Genomic DNA, 17,595 nt, shown 5'->3' with positions numbered 1-17,595 from the left:
TAAGTCGTAAAAGAAGCCATTTTCTGGGCAGATCGATATGGTAGAGTTTTGGCGATATGAGGAGGAAAGAGAATGAATCGAACAATTGTAGCTTTAGATTTTTCGAGTAAAAAAGAAGTACTGGATTTTTTAAGCCAGTTCGATGAGCCAATCGCAGTCAAAGTCGGCATGGAGCTGACCTATGCGGAAGGTTTGGATCTGGTCCGTGAAATCAAGGAAATGGGTCATGATATTTTCCTGGACTTAAAACTGCACGATATTCCAAACACCGTAAAAGGCGGCATGAAAAACCTGGCCAGACTGGGCGTCAATCTGACCAACGTTCATGCAGCTGGCGGCGTCGAAATGATGAAAGCTGGTCTGGAAGGCCTTGAACAGGGAAGCGGAAACAATCCAAGACCCCTGCTGATTGCGGTTACCCAGCTGACTTCAACCTCCAAAGAAGCCATGAACAACGAACAGGGAATTCCTGGCGAAGTCATCGATTCCGTTGTCCGCTATGCAAAATATGCCAAAGAAGCCGGCCTGGATGGAGTTGTCTGCTCCGTTCATGAAGTTAAGGCCATCAAAGAAGCCTGCGGTCCTGAATTCTTATGTGTGACTCCAGGCATCCGTCTGGCTTCGGATTCCAAGGACGACCAGAAGCGCGTTGCCACCCCTGCCTATGCTCGTGAACAGGGCAGTGATTACATCGTTGTCGGCCGCTCGATTACCAAATCCGCCAATCCAAAAGAAACCTATCAGGCTATTGAAGCCGAGATGAATGGAAGGTCCCTGTGAGAAAATCCATTGCGTCCGGTGTTTTGATTGGCATGGCGGCCTACCTGTTTTTAAGAGCTGAAAAGCCATGGGGGGCCTTGTTGTTTGGTTTTGCCTTGTGCTTTGTCTGCCTGTTCGAACTGGATCTGTTCACGGGAAAAATTGGCTGGTTTGGCGCCAAGGATCTGCCTTATTTAAAAATTCTGCTCGGCAATGCGATCGGGGTGGTCATCGTGTGCCTGCTGCTGCGCTGGAATATGGGTGTGCAGGAAGAAGCTGCCACTTTAGTCGCTGCCAAAGTTGCTCTGCCTTGGTACCTGGCTTTGATTAATGGTGCTTTTTGCGGAGTCTTGATGTTTCTGGCTGTTTACAGCTGGTCTAAAGGCCTGCGGGCGGGATGCTTTCTTTGCGTGACGGTCTTTATCCTGTGCGGCTTCGAACACTCCATTGCCGATCTGGCCTATATGGCCTATGCCAATGTCTGGACTTGGAATCTGGCCTGGATTCTGGTGGGCAACTGGGTAGGTGCCGTGGGCTGCCGCCTGCTGATGATGGACAATGCGCCATTCTTCAGCCTGCTTCAAACAAAAAAATAATTCTGACAAGATCTATTCGACGCAGTCAATGGATCAGAAAAAGGGGGAAGCAATGGCTTCTCCCTTTTCGGTTTGCGATCAGTGTAATTTTTCTCTTTACAAAACCTCCATAAGAAAGGATACAGGCCTGAAGCCAGATCCTTGGGACTGGATGAAACGTCTACTCTTCATCAATCTGGTTTTCGATATAGGAATAGTCTGGACTGACGTATGGATTCATCTGATAGACATTCATATTGAATTGCTGCCCAAGAAGCTGTTCGGTTAACGGGTTTTCGCAGGCAAACAGTTTTTCAAGACTAATGGTATAGAATTTCGAAATGAGATACTCTTTTGTTTCAGTCTGCTCAAATGAAATGGTAATTCTCAATTCCTTGTTTTCTTCCAGCGAAATTCCTTCCCAGATATGAGTGGCTAAAGGTTTCCAGTCCAGACCATCATTCTTTCCAGTCGGTTGAATGGTTTCGTATTCAACGCTTTTGCAAAGCCATTTTCCATTGTCTTGTTCAAGCTCAGAGCGAAAGACCAGCGAAGTGGCTTCCGTCAGCGGCTGGTCAATAATGATCCATGCAGTTTGTCCTTGCTCGGGGGAAAAGTCTTCGCCTGCGCCACAAACAGGTGTTTTTGAATCCAGAAGAATCGATACACTGGGTTTATGGATCAACTCGGTCAGACTGTCGGCGGAAATGGAGGATTTAGAAGAGGTACATCCTGCCAAAAGGACAGGAACAGTTAAAGCGGGAAGAATAAATTGCAGCTTTTTCATAATTTTTACTCCTCGTTTTAAAAAATATACCATACCAATCTGATCAGAAAATAGTTCCGTGTATAAAAATATAATATGTCTTTACGAGCGAAGTTTCTTGTTTCCTGAAAGTAAATCAACCAGACAGAAAACCAGATAAGAAAAGGCAAGTCCTGGAAAAAAAGGATTGTATCTTGTTGAAATCCAACTGGTTAGTCCGTTAAGGGGAGTGGGAATTATCGGAGTGAGCAAAAGCCAGATCATCAGACAAAGAACCAGCGCGATTATCGCCATGCTCTTGGAAACACTCCCACTCTGCCAGAGTCGACGACTTGCAGCTACGCACAGGGTATAAACAACCAGACCGATTGCCAGCAATAGATAACACATTCCCATATTTGTGCCTCGCTGAAAATCAGCCTGGGATGGTGAGCAAATTCCAACCATCACGGCACTGATCAACGGAAGTAGGATATAAAGTGTTCCTTTTTGATTTGACATAGTTCTACCTCCTTTAAAAGATGGATCCTGCTCTTCCTGCTTTAGGCTTATAGAAGCAGTTCCAGACACAGAATGGACAGAACAGCCCATGTTCCTTGCCCATGAACTGACCGAGATCAGATCCTTCTGGCATGTCTTCTCCAAATGTCCAAAATGGAACAGGATGTTCGTTTTTAAACTCAGATCGATAGAGCGGGCAGCTATACCAGAAATGGCAAAGACCAAAATCCTCAGCATGGACAGTCGAAGTCTCGCTTCCAGCCTTATAGTATTGAGCGCCTGTATGGCAGAGAACAACCGCATAGGAAATCCCAAGATAAGCAACGATGACAATCACGATTGCTTTCACAATGGATTTCCATGAGCGCTTTTGTTTTTTCTCCATATCCACCTCCGTATCAAACAGATTTTAGCAGTCAACTTTTCCATAAGGATGAAGTTGCTTTTTCTATAAAGAGAGTTTTAAATGCGAATCTGGCAAGCCGATCAGCGTTTGCAAGGCTTTCGCGCAAGAAGTCATACAAGGGAACTCGGCTTAGGCCGCCAGAAGAAATTCCACAGACAGAAAGGACAAAAGATGCCACTTTCATAGTTCGCAAAATTTTCAAAGTCTCGGCCTTCTGGCATGTCGTCGCCAAATGCCCAGGGAGAAAGAGGCTTTGCCTGATCAGCATGTGGAAAATTCAGGGGGCATCCATACCAGGCATGGCCGAGTCCGAATTTTTGATCATATGAACTTTGGTCATGAGATTTGTAGTATTGGACTCCTTTTACGTTGAGTACAACCAATCCTGACATTGAAACGTACAGGACAAGAAGAACGAGTACAACGCGACAAACAGGCTTTTTAAGGAATCTTCCAATGTTATCGATGAAGTTCTGCATACCAATATCCAAGACTTTTGCAATCTTCCCAACGATTCGCAGGTGATGGTACCCACGCTTGATAGTTCGGGAGATGTGAAGCTGTTCTAGAATCTCGAGAAACATCTCCACTATAGGAAGCAACATCAACAAAAAATAATCTGACTAAACAAATGAGCAAAGCCGTAAAGTTACTAAAAAGATTATTGGAGTCCATAAATATCCATTCTCGCTTTCTTTTCGGGCTGTCTGTACGAAAAGCCAATCTGGAAGAACAATATTGTTTTGAAAATACCGCTTAAGTCATAGATGCGCAATGCGAAAACGATATTCTACATTGTGCATCCTCTGTGATAGTTTTAGTCTCTAGTTTTATGAGGATTTTAAGGCTGCAGCAGAGCGCCGGACCAGTCTTTGGAAACGGTCTGCCCGTTTTCATTTACATCATTTTGATGTATATACACAAACAGACTGTTGCTGGAGATCTGAGCATAGCGACACAGACCAGATGAAATGGATTCCACGGGTTCGATTTTGATCTGACCCCCGTCGAAACAGCCGATGTAGGATTGTTGATTCAAATCTTCGAACATGAATACATTATTTTCTAAAGCGGTGTAATTCCCCATTACACCTTCAAAGGTCTGATCAAGATCGATTTCCTCTTGTGTTTCTTTATCGATCCAGGAGATGGAGTAGACTTTTTCGCTGATGGGTTTCAAGTGCATAAATCCATCGCTTAAAGGATAAATGTAATCATCGTTTGGCACTTCGACGAATGTTAGCTGGTCTTGATTATCGAGAAAGCCAAACCGTTTATTCGATTCTTGATGAATACCGATTCCAAAGTTTCCCGAATAGTTCACTGTATTGATCAGTCCGACTATATATCCTGCAGAGGTGTAAACCTGTTCAATTGAAAAGTCAGGACCGATTCGGTAAACGTTTCCGAAGACAGAATTTGTGATGTCCATTTCACTGATTGAGAAATACAGGTTGTCTTGGACTTGAGTCAGTTTTGGAAGGTTTAGAGTATCAACCGCCAGACTGTTATATATTTCCTGACCGTCTTTCAATATGATGAATTCGATATAGGCGTCATTAAACCGGTAGATCAGCTGCAGTTGGACCCCTTGAAATTCCATTACGTCACAGATGCGGATATTCTCTTCATCATCAAAGGTACTTAATTCGGCAATGTCGCCAGTTTCGCAATTTAATTTGTAGAGTGCTCTGGTGGGAGCGGTCATCAGTCCTTTCAAAGGAGCAACAGTCTGAAAATAGAAATTTCCATTTTCACCGCGTAATGGATCAATGTTTTCTCCCTCTCGAAGAACATAGCTGCCGAAATTGTATGTTTGGGATACTTGGCTATATAAGAATGCGCTGCTCGTATTCGAATTTTGATTGCTGTTTTCGGGAACATCGTCAATCTGTGATGATTCAGAGGGATCTTTTGCATCATGAACCTGATTGAGTTGGCTCTCTTCACTTTGCTTTTCACTCTGATCTGGGGAATTAACAATGTTACTTGTGCTGCAACCTGCGGCGTATAGAGGAATGAGTGCGAAGGCCAGACAAAGACGCAGATGCTTTCTTGATCGTATTAGCATGCGAGTTGTTAATAAATGCTTCACTGGTCTTTCTCTCCTTTCTGATTGACAATTAAATACTGACATATAAAAACAAAGGAAACAAGAAAATGAGAAGTGAAATATTCGAGAACAAATTCATTGAAAATATTGATCCTAAAACGCTTGGATTGGTGGAAAAGTGTCTTCGATTAAGCCGAAATCTGACGATTGAGCAAACCGCAAATTGTCTGAATATTTCAAGAGGGAATCTTTGTGAGATTGAAAACGGAAAAAGGAATCTAAAACCGGATGTATTTGTCAAATTTGTTCACCGTTTCTTCAAGGACTTCAATTTTGACTATGCCCTGGTTGAAAAAGCTGAGAAAAAATTGGACAAACTTTTTAACGCGTTTGCATACAGAGATTACGAGGCAGAAGGCGAAGTTGAAAAATGGATAGAGCAGAATCGAGCCTATCTCAGAAACTCACTTGCGTGCTTATATTTAACAGTTTTTGAAGTTTACTTCTATTATCGAAAGCCGATGGATAAAGAGGATGTGGAAAAGCTAAAGAACGCGAAAGATTTTATTCCATACTTTTCGCCTGATGTACGCGCGTTTTTTCTTTTTTGCGAAGGATATATGTATCAAAAAGGCGGAGATGGCCAGCGAACAATTGAATTGTATGGAGATGCTCTTCATCAAATGGATGGATGGAAATGGCCACAGCTTGAAGGGATTATTAAGCAGAATCTGGCATGTTTGACCTATCAGGAAGTATCTTTTTATGAACCTTATGAGCTGATCTGCCAGGCGGAGGAGTTATACCTGCAGGAGGCAAATTTTCTTCGCGTATTTAACGCATGGAATAACAAAGCAGTTTACCTGGCCATGACCGGTAATTTTAAAAAATCAATTGTTCTGTTAGATAAAGTTCTTTTGAACAGAAGGACATTCAGAGATAATTTAATCTGTCGTCAGGCAGTATCAAATAAAATCTTTGTTCTTACTCTATCGGAACAGTTTATGGATGCATTGGAATTTATCAGGCAGGAAAAATCTGAGTTGAATCCTCGTCATCCTGGGAATTTTATTCTTGAACCCTATTGTCTGTTTCGACTTGGCGAAAACCAGAAGTGCCTGGAGGCGATTAAAGAGTATGAAAATTATCAGCTTTGTGAAGAAGATGAAGTGTTGTATGCGCTGCTCAAAGCTATGATCAACCAGAATTCCTCTCGGATAGAGAAGATGAAGAACAGAATGTATTTGATTTGCAGCCGAGAGAAAAACTGGGGAATGCTGGCCGTGTTGTCATTGCTGATGATTGACCATTATACAAAAACAGGGCAGACGCAACTGCTTGTTGATGCCTATGAGCAGAAAACCAGGATTTTCAATCACCAGTTACCGGTGCTTCACAAAAACTGAAAATTGCAAGTGAAAATTGAACAGAAATATTCGAGAATTTTGGTTCTTACGCAAATGTAGTTTTTAACACTGGTGATCAGTAGGGATTGTCCGCAATGACAGTCCCTTTTTTGATCATTTAAATAAATTAATTATCTTTATTAGGTTTGTTAAGCATCTATAATCAATAACCTTATTGCTCATTATTGTTTATTTCATTATCATAGAATTTCATGCTCTTTAAGGGGTTTCTGAAAGGACTGTGGTGACAATGAACAAACTGAGTTTTATCCGTATTCACGAAGAGAATAAGCCTGTTCACGATATTGAGTCCTCTCTCTTTGGTGAAGATTTGATTAAAGATGCTGACCGACAGGATTATCGGGACAAGTATGGCTGCCTCCACTTTTTTCGTATTCATGCTCCAGAAACCGGGAAAATCAGTGGACCAAACGGTGAAAAATGTATTTCCACAAATGGATATCAGGAACGCATCTGTCAGACCATGCCTGTTGGAGGCCAGACTGCTTATGTTCATATTCGCCAGGAACGCCTTGTCTACTTCAATAAGCATGGTAAGAAAGTTACTTTTGTGCTTCCTGTCAAGGGATACCGCTTTAATCAGCGGAAAAGTGACGAACTTACTGTTTTTCTGCTGTCTATTTCACTCTTCTGCTCGGCAAATGTGGCAGCACACGTGTGCCAGTCCATGGGCATTGATGTCTGCCATGATACCATCACCAGAATCTACAAAAACATTACAATCGTAGATAACCCTGATATCAAGGCCATTGGTGTCGATGACGTCAGTTCCAGAAAAGGGCGAACCTACCACACAGCTATTTACGATCTGAAAACGCACCAGGTTATTGCGCTGCTTGATGGAAGAGATGGCCAGGCACTTAAGGAGTGGCTGAAAAAACACCAGAAGGTTAAGATTGTAACCCGTGATCGTGCTTCCGCTTTTGCTTCAGCGATTTCTGAGATCTTGCCAGACTGTACTCAGATAGCAGACCGTTTCCACTTATTCCAGAATCTTGTAGGCCGTATTAAGGATATTTTGAAGTGTGAAATTCCATCTACACTCTATGTAAAGGATGGAGAGATTACTTCAGTAAAACCTGAGACAGAGAAAGCCGCGCCTGCTGTTGCAGAAAAAGTGGAATATGACAATACACCCGTTGCCGAAACAAACTGCCAGATCATCAAAGACAAAGCCAAAAGTGACGATTTTTACGCAGAACAGTATGAAAGACAGGCAAAAGTCTGTTCTGATAAGTACGCAATGATCTGTTCTTTGCGAAAAGAATGGGCTGAGACCGTGAAGCCTAAGTTCAAGGATTTTCAGGAGAAATATGACATCTCCTATCCTACTTTAAAAAAATACCTGAAGATGACGGAAGAGGAAGTTGAAGGAATAAAAGAGGTTAGAAAGCGACCAAAGTATAAGACAGACATGGATAACTATATCAATATAATTTATAAAATGGTTATTGATGGCCATAAACCCGCTGTCATCTATTCATACCTGCAATCTAAAGGATGCAAGGCCTGTTATGGTACGGTCTTGCATTATATTCATCAGATGAAGAATACTCATATCAAAGACGAACTCATAAAGCCTTTTGACTATGACAGGGGCACTGAAGCGGTTCAGGTCAAACGCTACGACATCGTGAAATACATGGTAACCAGCGATCGGGACAAGATGAAGGAGACTGAAGTTGCGAAAGTGTACGAACAGATTCTGGATAAGTATCCTGCAGTGAGATTCTGCGATCAGCTCTGGAAGGATTTCCATGAGACATTGATGGGAGACAATCCAGATAAACTTGACTGGTTCTGTACCAAATATGAGGAGAGTAGAATCCAAGGCTTTATAAACGGCATAAAAAAAGATATTGCGCCGGTCAAGAACGCAATATCCTATGAGCATAGCAGCGGGTTCGTTGAAGGCGGCAACTGCCGCTATAAGCTTGTCAAACGTACCATGTTTGGCAGAGCCAACATTGAACACCTGTTCCATAAGTTTTATGCCCAATCTAGTATAACGTGTGGTGGATTAAATGCCAGAACTTTGTTAGCAGACTGGATTGAAAAATCACGTTGGGAAGACAAAACGGTCATTTAAACAATGATCATGAATGAGAAACAGTCAGAATGAGAGGCTTCTACTGATCACTAGTGTTAAAAACTACATTTGCGTAAGATCCAGAATTTTGGCCATCAATTCGGTAGTTTTGGATTCGTGTTTTGAATATTGGGCTGAAAAAAGACTGATTTTTATTAAAATGGTATCCAGAATCATGCGGTTAGCAGGATGGGGAAACCTTGCATCGAGAATGAAAGATCAGCAGAAAATCAATGATCCAAAAAATGCAATAAAAAAACGGGAATGGGGGTTCCCGTTTTTTTTGTGCGTGGTCAGAAAACTATTCGATAGCTGCGAGGGCTTTTTTAGCGATAGCGATTTTTTCAGCTTCAGCGTCTGCTTTAGCAGTGTCGCCTTCTGCACGGTGTTTCTTTTCCCAGCCAGTCATGGAGCCGATTCTCTCGTCGAGACGGTCTTTAGCAGTCTGAGCGTATTTTCCAGTTTCGTCGAAGTGTGCTACTAAGTCTTCGATGATTTCGTCACCGTAAGCTGTTCCGCCTACTGCAGTTTCTAATACTTTCTTGAATTCTTCTTTAGTCATGGTCATCGTGACCCCCTTTTCTTTACACGTTCATCATACCGGTCTGCCTACAAACATCCTTTTGAAACGCTCAGAAACTTTTCGGAATATTAACGGTTCCTTCATTCGCTTCGGATGGATTGAATCTGAGAATGAGAGAAAGAAAAAATCACTGAGATTTAAAAACAGTCTATTCAATTGCTCCCTCAAAACAGTCCTTGAAGGATTGGCTTCGATGTAATTGTTTGGGCTGCTGGAAAGCGGATAAATCATTGATCATCAGGAACTTCAAGAATCTGAGTCTTGTTTTCAATCTGGGCTCTTTGCTCGTCATTGAGAGTATTGGTGATGACCAGATCAAAATCTTTGAAGTCAATGGCTTTAAAGGCCCCTTTACGATCAAACTTGGAGCGATCGATCACTGCGATCAGACGATCAGCCCGTTCCTGGACTTTGCGCTTGGTTCCGAATTCTTCAATGGAATAGACGCTGATCCCGCCAAGATTGCGGATGCCATCGGATGCCATGATGGCCAGATCGATATGAATCTGATCGAGCAGCTGCATCGCAAAGTAGCCATCTGCCCGTTTGCCGCGTTGAATCATCATTCCCCCAACGAGCAGAACCTGAATGCCAAGATCCAGACAGGCATCCGCAATCGGAATGGCATTGGTCACGACGGTAATGTCTTTTTTCGAACGAAGCAGGTCGAGTCCGGAATAAATGGTGGTTCCCGAGTCCAGAAACACCGTGGATCCATCTTCAATCTGGGAAATAGCCTCAAACATGATGCGTTGTTTCAGATCGAAATGAATGCTTTTGCGCACCTCAAAAGGAATTTCAACCTGATTTTTGACAATGCGGGCCAGGCCGTGCTCACGGACGATGACATCTTTGCGCTCCAGAATATTAAGATCCTGACGGATTGTTTCTGGCGTGACGGCCAGGGTATCAGCTAAATCCTTAACGGCCATGGATTCGTGTTCTTCCAGAAGGCTTTGAATTTGAGAGAGTCTGGCTTCTTTTGATTTCCGCATGCTACCATCCTTTCTTTTGCGGATATTGAAAATCCACAATCCTCTGTGAGTGAAAAGGGAGGAACTACAGATATTGTAGCTTTGCCTGTAGATCAAACCAGCCAAATTCCTCACTTTTGCCAACCTTTATTTTGCGTGTTCCGCGATTCCTTGACTCATTCCTTGGCTGAAATTCGAAGGCAAGTCCGTAAAACCGTAAAATCGTAAAACCAGCAGGAGAGAACAAGAACAGAGAATTAACTGTTTAAACTGTTTCTCACTGTTTACAACTGTTATCAACTGTTATATAGTGTTTGTGGAGGAAAACAAATGAACCTGCAGATTTCATCCTCTTCAATGACACCTGTTTACGAACAGATTACCGCCCAGCTCCGCCGCCAGATTCAGGACGGCACACTTAAAGAAGGCACGCAGCTGCCAAGTGTCCGGGCAGTAGCCAGAGACTATCACATTTCAGCATTGACCGTGAAAAAGGCCTACGATCAGCTGGACAGTGAAGGACTGGTGACGACTGTTCATGGGAAAGGGTCGTATGTGAATGCGATTGATCCCCAGTTCAGCCAGGAGCAGGCGCGTCGCCAGATTGAAGAGGCTCTTAACCAGACCATCGCCAAAGCCAGGCTGATGGGAATGAGCAGTCAGGAGATTCTGGAAATGGTCAGCCTGCTGCTGGAGGAATAACTATGATTCAACTTAAAGATGTCGTGAAAACCTATCCAGGATTTCGTCTGGATGCCACTTTACAAATTGAACCGGGAACCATCACTGGCCTGATTGGGGTGAATGGATCGGGGAAATCCACTTTATTTCGGCTGATTCTGGGACTGGAAAAAGCCGATAGCGGATCGATTCGTGTTTTTGAGCAGGATATCGACAGCCTGAATCCAACGCAGAAAGCCAGAATTGGGGTTGTTTTTCCGGATTCTGGCTTCAATGGAACTTTGAATGCGAAAGGAATCGGCAAAATTCTGGGCGCATTTTATCCGGACTTCTCGAACGAAGAGTATCTGGAGCTGTGTAAAACACTAAAGATAAAAATGGATCAGAGTCTGGAGTCTATGTCCACAGGACAGCGGGTCCGCCTGAAGCTGGCCGCGGCAATCAGCCATCATCCAGATCTGCTCATTTTGGATGAGCCGACTTCAGGCCTGGACGTTCTCGCCCGTCATGAACTGATGGAGATCCTTCAGACGTATATGGAGACTCCAGGGCGCAGTATTCTGATCAGTTCGCATATTGCTTCTGATATTGAGGAACTTTGCGATGATGTCTACCTGATTCAAAAAGGTCAGCTGAGGCTGCATGAAGAAATCGGCACCATACTGGATGAGTATGGTCTGCTGCATCTGGATGCTGGCCAGGCAGGTCAAGTTGACTTGCGCGGTGTCATCCGAACGATGCCCTTTGCGGGTGGAGTGAAGGTTCTGGTCAAGGACCGCCAGTATTATCAGGAAAACTACCCAGAACTGGTTCTGGACCGAGCCGGTCTGGATGATTTGATTGAGCTGTTTGAAAAAGGACAGCCGGAGGATACAAAATGAGAGGACTGTTTGTTTACGATTTTCAGACTACCTTGCAGATGAAACGCACGCTGCTGGTGTTTGGACTGTTGATCATTTTCTACTTGTTCTTGGACCTGTCAGCTCTGCTGGTGATTCTGGTGATGACTCTGCTGATGAAAATCGCTGTGGTCAAAGTGGAAGAGCCTACCGGAAAGTTTCTGTTTACGCTGCCATTTTCAGATTCAGCCTGTGCGGCGGAACTCTACCTCTATCCGGTGGCTGGCGGCATGCTTGTGGCTGTGCTTCAGCTGCTTATCGAACTGGTCCTTTCGCCAGCCCAATGGCAGGTCCACCTGCTCATGGCAGCAAGCAGTCTGAGCGCAGGACTGGTCATGATCAGTGTCATGATCCCGGCTTTTCTGATTTTTGGTACGAAAAATGCAGGGGTATATGTCGGAGTCATTCTGGCTGTGGTTCTGTCCGGTGCTGTTCTGATTACAGATGATGTGGATTTCAGTCAGTTTATTCCGTATTTGAGCCAATGGTGGCTGATTGCCATCGCAATTGTTCTCTGTCTGGCGGTATCGTATGGGGTATCCCTCAGCCGGATCCGCCAGAAAACGTATTGATGATCCAGAAAACAACGAATAAAGAAAGTCTTTCAAGATCAGCGATGAATCAAAAGCAGGCCTGGAATAGCTTGCAAAATGAATATAAGAATTGTAATGAGGTCGGAAATTTCCAATTCCGGCCTTTTTTGGTGGAAAACCCCACGGTTCTGCCGAGAAGAAGGGAGAAAGCCGAAAATATAGTTTGAATTCAAACTATATTTTCGGTAAGATGATCTCGCAAAAAGAAAATCGAAAAACAATCAGAAACATAAAAGTAAGAAGTGCAAAACAAAGAGATGGAGAACCAGAACATGCAGGATCAGAAAATACAGAACAGGGAAAAGAAACCAAAGCGGACTGGACATGATCCCCAGCCAGAAAAAATCGAATTGTCTTCTTTGCAGGTGAAAGACCCAGATCAGGGAAGAAGCAAACCAACTGGATCAATCCAGCAAAAGGACCAAACCCAGAAAAGAGACCAAACCCAACAAAGAATGGCAGAGCAGCCAGGAGCATTGGATATGCATTATCTGGTCATGCAGTCCTCAAGACAGGTGGGGCGGGTTCATATGTCCAGAACCGCAAAGATCAATCTGGATCCCGGTCAGCCCAAAATTTTGCAGTGCCTGTATGAGAAACGAGGCAATACCCCCAAAGAAATTGCGGCCTGGTGTGTATTGGATAAATCTTCGACGACAACCTTGCTCAAGCTGATGGAGCAGAAAGGTCTGATCGAAAAAAAGCCAAGCCTGACCGATCGACGTTCGTGCACCATTGAACTGACGCCCTTTGGTCTGGAGCAGGCGTTGCAGGTTCTGAAAATCGGTCAGGAAGTAGACCGGATTATTCTGGAAGGATTTTCTGAAGAAGAAAAAGCAATACTCAGTGATTTTCTGGCGCGGATGAGTGCCAATGCGAAAAAGGAGATGGAAAAATGAAACCAGTACAGAGTCAGGAAAAAACGCTTCATAAACCAGATACAGCCCGAAAACTGATCGGACAATATCTTGTTTTTCTGTTTGGGCTAATGATTGTAGCCTGCGGAATCTGTCTGATTACCAAAGCCGGGCTTGGCACTTCGCCAGCCTCTGCAGTCGCGTATGTGACCACCCTGAAATATCCTGCTTTCTCGTTTGGAACGACAACGTTTGTGCTGAATGTCCTGATCTTTGGCCTGGAATGGATTCTGCTTGGAAACCGTTTTGATTTGACCCAGCGCATCGGCCAGATTCCGGCTACCCTGGCTTTCGGTCTGGTGACCGATTTCTGGATGAGTGTTTTGTCCTTTATTCCTGAAATGGATTTCTTTGGCAGTCTGGTGATCTTTGTTTTGGGATGTGCAGTGCTCGGTTTGGGTGTGGTGATTGAACTGGCCCCTGATGTGCTCAAAGTTCCAACCGATGGCCTGACCAATGCGGTTTCAGTTCGATTCTCATTGTCTTTAGGCATGGCTAAAAATCTGCAGGATCTCACATTCTGTCTGCTTGGTGTCCTTCTTTCCTGTATTTTCTTTGGCGGACTTCGCGGGGTTGGCCTGGGAACGATTTTATCCGCGCTGCTGGTTGGCCGGTTCATTGCCCTGTTCAAGAAAATTCTGCCTTTACACGAATACTTTGAACAGCTCGCTGAAAAAGACGATGAACTGGTCGTCAACAGTGAACTTCTGGCCAGGATCGAATAATAGAGAATAGATAAGATATAGATAAGATATAGATAAGATATTTGGAAAGACAAACCCAGAATATTTCAATCCAGCCTGGATTTCATCCCCCCTGAAATCCAGGCTTTTTAGCAGGACAGCGAAATAATTTTTGAATAAAAGGTAAAAACAAGATTTAAGCTTTTGAATACAGAGTCAAATTTTGGTTATTTCTTTTGTCCTATTTTTGAATTGGATAGCTTTCTTTTGAATGATATTCTGAAACCAGAAAGAAACCAGTAAAAAAGGAGGCTGCTATGGAAAAGCTGAAAGATTCAAAACGCATTGAAATTCTCAAACGGGAAATGTTGGAGGAACCACGGTTTGCCTCCATTGAACAGGCACGGATCATTACTCGTGTTTATCAGGAAAATGAAGAACTTTCCACTCCGCTCAAACGGGCACTTGCTTTAAAGACATGCCTGGAAGAGCTGGAAATTGCCATAAAGCCTGAAGAGCTGATTGTCGGCAACCGCTCAAAAGGTGTTCGTGCCGGAATCGTCTTTCCGGAAAGTGGGTTGCGCTGGGTCAATGAAGAGTTCGAAACTCTGCCAACCAGAGCGCAGGACCGCTTCCAGGTCCGTCCGGAAGACATTGAAGAATTCCGGACGTCGATTTATCCATACTGGCATGGCCGGTCCATGGAAGATGTCATCTCGAAAGAATATGGACCAGAAATCAGCGCCATGGCGAAAGTCGTTAAGATCAACCAGAAAGACCATGCCCAGGGTCATATCTGCCCGGATACAGAACTCTGGTTAAAACTGGGACCGGCTGGACTGATTGAAAAGACAAAAGAAAGTGCAAAGAAGCATCCGGAAAATCCGGACTTCTATCAGGCTGTGCAAATGACACTTGAAGGCGTTCAGACGTTCATGCGCCGCTATGGCACGCTGCTCGAACAGACCGCTAAAGAAAATCCGGAATATCAAGAGGATTTGCAGGAACTGGCCAGGATTTGTAACGACCTTGCGGTTCGTCCGCCAAAAACGTTCCACGAAGCGCTGCAAAGTGTCTGGTTCTTATTTACTGTTCTGCACATGGAATCCAATGCTTCCAGTTTCTCGCCGGGCCGCATGGACCAGTATTTATATCCGTATTACCAGAAAGATATTGAAGAAGGCAGACTGACCGAACAGAAAGCGCTGGAACTGATTGAAGCCTTATGGCTGAAATTCAACCAGATTGTGTATCTTCGCAATGCCCACTCTGCCAAATACTTTGCGGGTTTCCCGATTGGATTCAATATTGCCATTGGCGGTGTCGATGCAGATGGCAGGGATACCCATAATGATCTGTCTTTACTCTTCCTGGATGCCCAATACGATCTGGGCTTGCCGCAGCCAAACCTGTCGGTTCGTTTAAACCAGAATACCAGCCATGAACTGATGCAAAGAGCCATCGAAGTTGTTGCCCGAGGCAGCGGTATGCCGCAGTTCTTCAATGATGAAGCCATTATTGAACCAATGCAGAATCTGGGGATTACGCAGGAAGATGCACGCAACTATGCGATCGTCGGCTGCGTCGAACTGACAACGCATGGAAATAATCTGGGCTGGAGTGATGCCGCCATGTTTAATATGAACAAAGCGCTTGAACTGGCTTTGAATCATGGCGTCTGCCTGCTTACCGGAGAACAGCTCGGCCCTGATTATGGTGGACTGGATACTTATCAGACATTTGAGCAGCTGGAAGAAGGCTTCCAGAAGACCATCGACTACTTCATCGATGAAATGATGGCCGCTGAAGTTGTTGTGGAAAAAGCTCACCAGCAATGCCTGCCCACCGCTTTCCTTTCCTGCGTAATCGATGACTGCCTGGAAAAAGGCCTGGATGTAACCTGCGGCGGAGCCCGCTATAATCTTTCCGGCATCCAGATCATCCAGGCAGCCAACCTGGCGGATTCGCTGGCCGCAATCAAAGAACTGGTTTTTGATGAAAAGCGTATTGAAGCTAAAGACTTGCTTGAAGCCCTGCGTCATGATTTTAAAGGCTATGAAATTGTACAGACCCAGCTTTTAAAACGGGCGCCTAAATATGGCAATGATGTGGAATGGGTCGATGACATGGGGGTTAAATGGGCAGACTACTTCAGAGACCGGATGGATGACTTTACCAATTATCGCGGTGGACCCTATCATACCGGCATGTATACCGTCAGTGCCCATGTTCCAATGGGTGAAAATGTCGGCGCCAGTGCCGATGGCCGCAATGCGATGACGCCGCTGGCTGATGGGGGGATGTCTCCAGTCTATGGCCGGGATCTTGAAGGACCGACGGCTGTTCTTCGTTCTGTCAGCCGGCTGGACAACCGCTGCACGACCAATGGCGGCTTGTTGAATATGAAATTTCTTCCTGAATTTTTCAAGACCCAGGAAGGCCGCAATAAATTTGAAACCTTCTTGCGCGGCTTTGTGGACCTGAAAATTCCACATATCCAGTTCAACGTCGTCCGCAAAGAAGATCTGCTGGATGCTCAGATTCATCCCGAACGCCACCAGTCGTTAACCGTGCGAGTTGCCGGCTATACCGCTTACTTCACGGAACTGGCCACCAAGTTACAGAATGAAATTATTGAACGGACGACTTATGAAGACATCTAATTCTGACAAGACGCTCAACCAGACACCAGGTCTCGATAAAAGCGATCAAACAGGTGGCTTTGAGATTCATCCATCCAAGGCTCTTGTCTTTGATCTCAAACGCTTTGCGGTTCACGATGGCAAAGGACTCAGAACAACAGTCTTTTTCAAAGGATGTCCTCTGCGCTGCAAATGGTGCCAGAATCCGGAAGGGCTGGAAAGTCACCGTCGGCCGGTGTTCTTAAAAAAGCAATGCATCGGCTGCAAAACATGTCTCCATCTGGCTGATCAGGACCAGATCCACTGGAAAGAAGATCATCCTGTGATCAACTATGCCAGCAAAGGCGGCTTTGAAGCGATTGTGGATGGATGTCCGGCCAGAGCAATCCGCTATGACTGCGAGGCTTATACCGTTGACCAGCTCCTGGAAAAAATCAGACGGGATGAAGTCTTCTTCCAGAAGGATGGCGGCGTCACATTTTCCGGAGGCGAACCGTTTTTACAGGGACAGTTTTTAGTTGATATTCTTTCGGCCTGTAAACAGGCAGGCCTGAATACAGCCATTGAATCCAGCTTCTATGCCGATCACAACCTGGTAAAGCAAGCCGTAGCGCTGCTTGATCATGTGTATTGTGATCTCAAGGTTCTCGATTTGCAAAAACATAAAGAAGCTACCGGGACAGACAACCGACGCATTCTCAAAAATATTGCCTGGATGATTTCAGATCCTGACATCAGCAAGCGGGTAATTGTCCGTACCCCACTAATTCCGGGATATACGGCGACCGATGAAAATATTGCCGGTATTGCGAAGTGGCTTTCGGATCATAATCCTGAAGTGCACTGGGAAATGCTCAACTACAACCCACTTGCTCCTTCTAAATATGAAATGGCTGGCAAAATTTGGATACTGGAAGATGCCAAACCATTCAGTAAAGCGCAATTGGAGCACTTTTACCAGATTGCCCGAGAGAACGGGATCAGAAATCTGGTTATCGAAAAATAGAACAGACAAATATAGAACAAACAAATATAGGACAGACAAAC

The 17,595-nt window shown here is 44.6% G+C and carries 17 protein-coding genes; 11 read left to right on the top strand and 6 right to left on the bottom strand.

The window, feature by feature from the left end:
• Positions 1–72 precede the first annotated feature (72 nt).
• Entirely contained in the window at positions 73–780 is a 708-nt protein-coding gene (pyrF, locus tag U4956_RS05895; RefSeq protein WP_323089633.1) for an orotidine-5'-phosphate decarboxylase, read from the top strand.
• Entirely contained in the window at positions 777–1,355 is a 579-nt protein-coding gene (locus U4956_RS05890; RefSeq protein ID WP_323089632.1) for a formate/nitrite transporter family protein, read from the top strand. The genes pyrF and U4956_RS05890 overlap by 4 nt, the downstream gene beginning before the upstream one ends.
• Positions 1,356–1,515: 160 nt before the next feature.
• Here the strand turns inward: U4956_RS05890 and U4956_RS05885 are convergent, their stop codons facing one another.
• The 4 genes from U4956_RS05885 to U4956_RS05870 all read right to left on the bottom strand — a co-directional run bounded on the left by U4956_RS05885 (position 1,516) and on the right by U4956_RS05870 (position 5,102).
• Positions 1,516–2,121 (bottom strand): hypothetical protein, encoded by a 606-nt coding sequence (locus U4956_RS05885; RefSeq protein WP_323089631.1) that lies wholly within the window; start codon positions 2,119–2,121, stop codon positions 1,516–1,518.
• A gap of 81 nt (positions 2,122–2,202) precedes the next feature.
• Positions 2,203–2,601 (bottom strand): hypothetical protein, encoded by a 399-nt coding sequence (locus tag U4956_RS05880; RefSeq protein WP_323089630.1) that lies wholly within the window; start codon positions 2,599–2,601, stop codon positions 2,203–2,205.
• Between the two features lie 13 nt (positions 2,602–2,614).
• Complete coding sequence (locus U4956_RS05875; RefSeq protein WP_323089629.1) at positions 2,615–2,986, bottom strand: hypothetical protein; 372 nt, start codon at positions 2,984–2,986, stop codon at positions 2,615–2,617.
• An 862-nt stretch (positions 2,987–3,848) separates the two neighbouring features.
• On the bottom strand, positions 3,849–5,102 hold the full coding sequence (locus U4956_RS05870; protein WP_323089628.1) for a hypothetical protein: 1,254 nt from the start codon (positions 5,100–5,102) through the stop codon (positions 3,849–3,851).
• A 326-nt stretch (positions 5,103–5,428) separates the two neighbouring features.
• Here U4956_RS05870 and U4956_RS05865 point away from each other — a divergent pair, with 326 nt between their 5' ends.
• Positions 5,429–6,466, top strand: coding sequence for a hypothetical protein (locus U4956_RS05865; protein ID WP_323089627.1), 1,038 nt, complete (start codon positions 5,429–5,431; stop codon positions 6,464–6,466).
• Between the two features lie 250 nt (positions 6,467–6,716).
• Positions 6,717–8,576, top strand: coding sequence for an ISL3 family transposase (locus U4956_RS05860; RefSeq protein ID WP_323089321.1), 1,860 nt, complete (start codon positions 6,717–6,719; stop codon positions 8,574–8,576).
• A 301-nt stretch (positions 8,577–8,877) separates the two neighbouring features.
• Here the strand turns inward: U4956_RS05860 and U4956_RS05855 are convergent, their stop codons facing one another.
• The gene (locus tag U4956_RS05855) at positions 8,878–9,144 is read right to left on the bottom strand and encodes an FRAT-87 protein (protein ID WP_323089626.1); all 267 of its coding nucleotides are present in this window, start codon (positions 9,142–9,144) and stop codon (positions 8,878–8,880) included.
• A 242-nt stretch (positions 9,145–9,386) separates the two neighbouring features.
• Positions 9,387–10,154, bottom strand: coding sequence for a DeoR/GlpR family DNA-binding transcription regulator (locus U4956_RS05850; protein WP_323089625.1), 768 nt, complete (start codon positions 10,152–10,154; stop codon positions 9,387–9,389).
• 309 nt (positions 10,155–10,463) lie between these two features.
• Here U4956_RS05850 and U4956_RS05845 point away from each other — a divergent pair, with 309 nt between their 5' ends.
• The 7 genes from U4956_RS05845 (at position 10,464) to U4956_RS05815 (ending at position 17,554) form a co-directional block, all read left to right on the top strand.
• Positions 10,464–10,835: a GntR family transcriptional regulator gene (locus tag U4956_RS05845; RefSeq protein ID WP_323089624.1), complete on the top strand. Its 372-nt coding sequence runs from the start codon at positions 10,464–10,466 to the stop codon at positions 10,833–10,835.
• A 2-nt stretch (positions 10,836–10,837) separates the two neighbouring features.
• The gene (locus U4956_RS05840; RefSeq protein ID WP_323089623.1) at positions 10,838–11,695 is read left to right on the top strand and encodes an ABC transporter ATP-binding protein; all 858 of its coding nucleotides are present in this window, start codon (positions 10,838–10,840) and stop codon (positions 11,693–11,695) included.
• Complete coding sequence (locus tag U4956_RS05835; RefSeq protein ID WP_323089621.1) at positions 11,692–12,285, top strand: ABC-2 transporter permease; 594 nt, start codon at positions 11,692–11,694, stop codon at positions 12,283–12,285. The genes U4956_RS05840 and U4956_RS05835 overlap by 4 nt, the downstream gene beginning before the upstream one ends.
• Before the next feature lie 293 nt (positions 12,286–12,578).
• On the top strand, positions 12,579–13,205 hold the full coding sequence (locus tag U4956_RS05830; protein ID WP_323089620.1) for a MarR family winged helix-turn-helix transcriptional regulator: 627 nt from the start codon (positions 12,579–12,581) through the stop codon (positions 13,203–13,205).
• The gene (locus U4956_RS05825; RefSeq protein ID WP_323089619.1) at positions 13,202–13,948 is read left to right on the top strand and encodes a YczE/YyaS/YitT family protein; all 747 of its coding nucleotides are present in this window, start codon (positions 13,202–13,204) and stop codon (positions 13,946–13,948) included. The genes U4956_RS05830 and U4956_RS05825 overlap by 4 nt, the downstream gene beginning before the upstream one ends.
• Positions 13,949–14,223: 275 nt before the next feature.
• Complete coding sequence (locus tag U4956_RS05820; protein WP_323089618.1) at positions 14,224–16,569, top strand: formate C-acetyltransferase/glycerol dehydratase family glycyl radical enzyme; 2,346 nt, start codon at positions 14,224–14,226, stop codon at positions 16,567–16,569.
• A complete protein-coding gene (locus U4956_RS05815; RefSeq protein WP_323089617.1) occupies positions 16,556–17,554 on the top strand; it encodes a glycyl-radical enzyme activating protein in 999 nt (332 codons plus the stop codon). The genes U4956_RS05820 and U4956_RS05815 overlap by 14 nt, the downstream gene beginning before the upstream one ends.
• The last annotated feature ends 41 nt before the right edge of the window (positions 17,555–17,595 follow it).

It is taken from the genome of Allobaculum sp. JKK-2023, from assembly GCF_034745455.1.
GTDB lineage: Bacteria > Bacillota_I > Bacilli_A > Erysipelotrichales > Erysipelotrichaceae > Allobaculum.
The sequence above is the reverse complement of the archived record's forward strand: the minus strand, read 5'-3'. Positions and strand labels throughout refer to the sequence as shown.

Excerpts from the sequence above, each read along its gene's own strand:
- U4956_RS05855 (WP_323089626.1), bottom strand. The coding sequence starts at position 9,144 with ATGACCATGACTAAAGAAGAATTCAAGAAAGTATTAGAAACTGCAGTA.
- U4956_RS05820 (WP_323089618.1), top strand. The coding sequence starts at position 14,224 with ATGGAAAAGCTGAAAGATTCAAAACGCATTGAAATTCTCAAACGGGAA.
- U4956_RS05860 (WP_323089321.1), top strand. The coding sequence starts at position 6,717 with ATGAACAAACTGAGTTTTATCCGTATTCACGAAGAGAATAAGCCTGTT.
- U4956_RS05885 (WP_323089631.1), bottom strand. The coding sequence starts at position 2,121 with ATGAAAAAGCTGCAATTTATTCTTCCCGCTTTAACTGTTCCTGTCCTT.
- U4956_RS05825 (WP_323089619.1), top strand. The coding sequence starts at position 13,202 with ATGAAACCAGTACAGAGTCAGGAAAAAACGCTTCATAAACCAGATACA.
- U4956_RS05880 (WP_323089630.1), bottom strand. The coding sequence starts at position 2,601 with ATGTCAAATCAAAAAGGAACACTTTATATCCTACTTCCGTTGATCAGT.
- U4956_RS05830 (WP_323089620.1), top strand. The coding sequence starts at position 12,579 with ATGCAGGATCAGAAAATACAGAACAGGGAAAAGAAACCAAAGCGGACT.
- pyrF (WP_323089633.1), top strand. The coding sequence starts at position 73 with ATGAATCGAACAATTGTAGCTTTAGATTTTTCGAGTAAAAAAGAAGTA.
- U4956_RS05875 (WP_323089629.1), bottom strand. The coding sequence starts at position 2,986 with ATGGAGAAAAAACAAAAGCGCTCATGGAAATCCATTGTGAAAGCAATC.
- U4956_RS05835 (WP_323089621.1), top strand. The coding sequence starts at position 11,692 with ATGAGAGGACTGTTTGTTTACGATTTTCAGACTACCTTGCAGATGAAA.
- U4956_RS05845 (WP_323089624.1), top strand. The coding sequence starts at position 10,464 with ATGAACCTGCAGATTTCATCCTCTTCAATGACACCTGTTTACGAACAG.
- U4956_RS05840 (WP_323089623.1), top strand. The coding sequence starts at position 10,838 with ATGATTCAACTTAAAGATGTCGTGAAAACCTATCCAGGATTTCGTCTG.
- U4956_RS05850 (WP_323089625.1), bottom strand. The coding sequence starts at position 10,154 with ATGCGGAAATCAAAAGAAGCCAGACTCTCTCAAATTCAAAGCCTTCTG.
- U4956_RS05815 (WP_323089617.1), top strand. The coding sequence starts at position 16,556 with ATGAAGACATCTAATTCTGACAAGACGCTCAACCAGACACCAGGTCTC.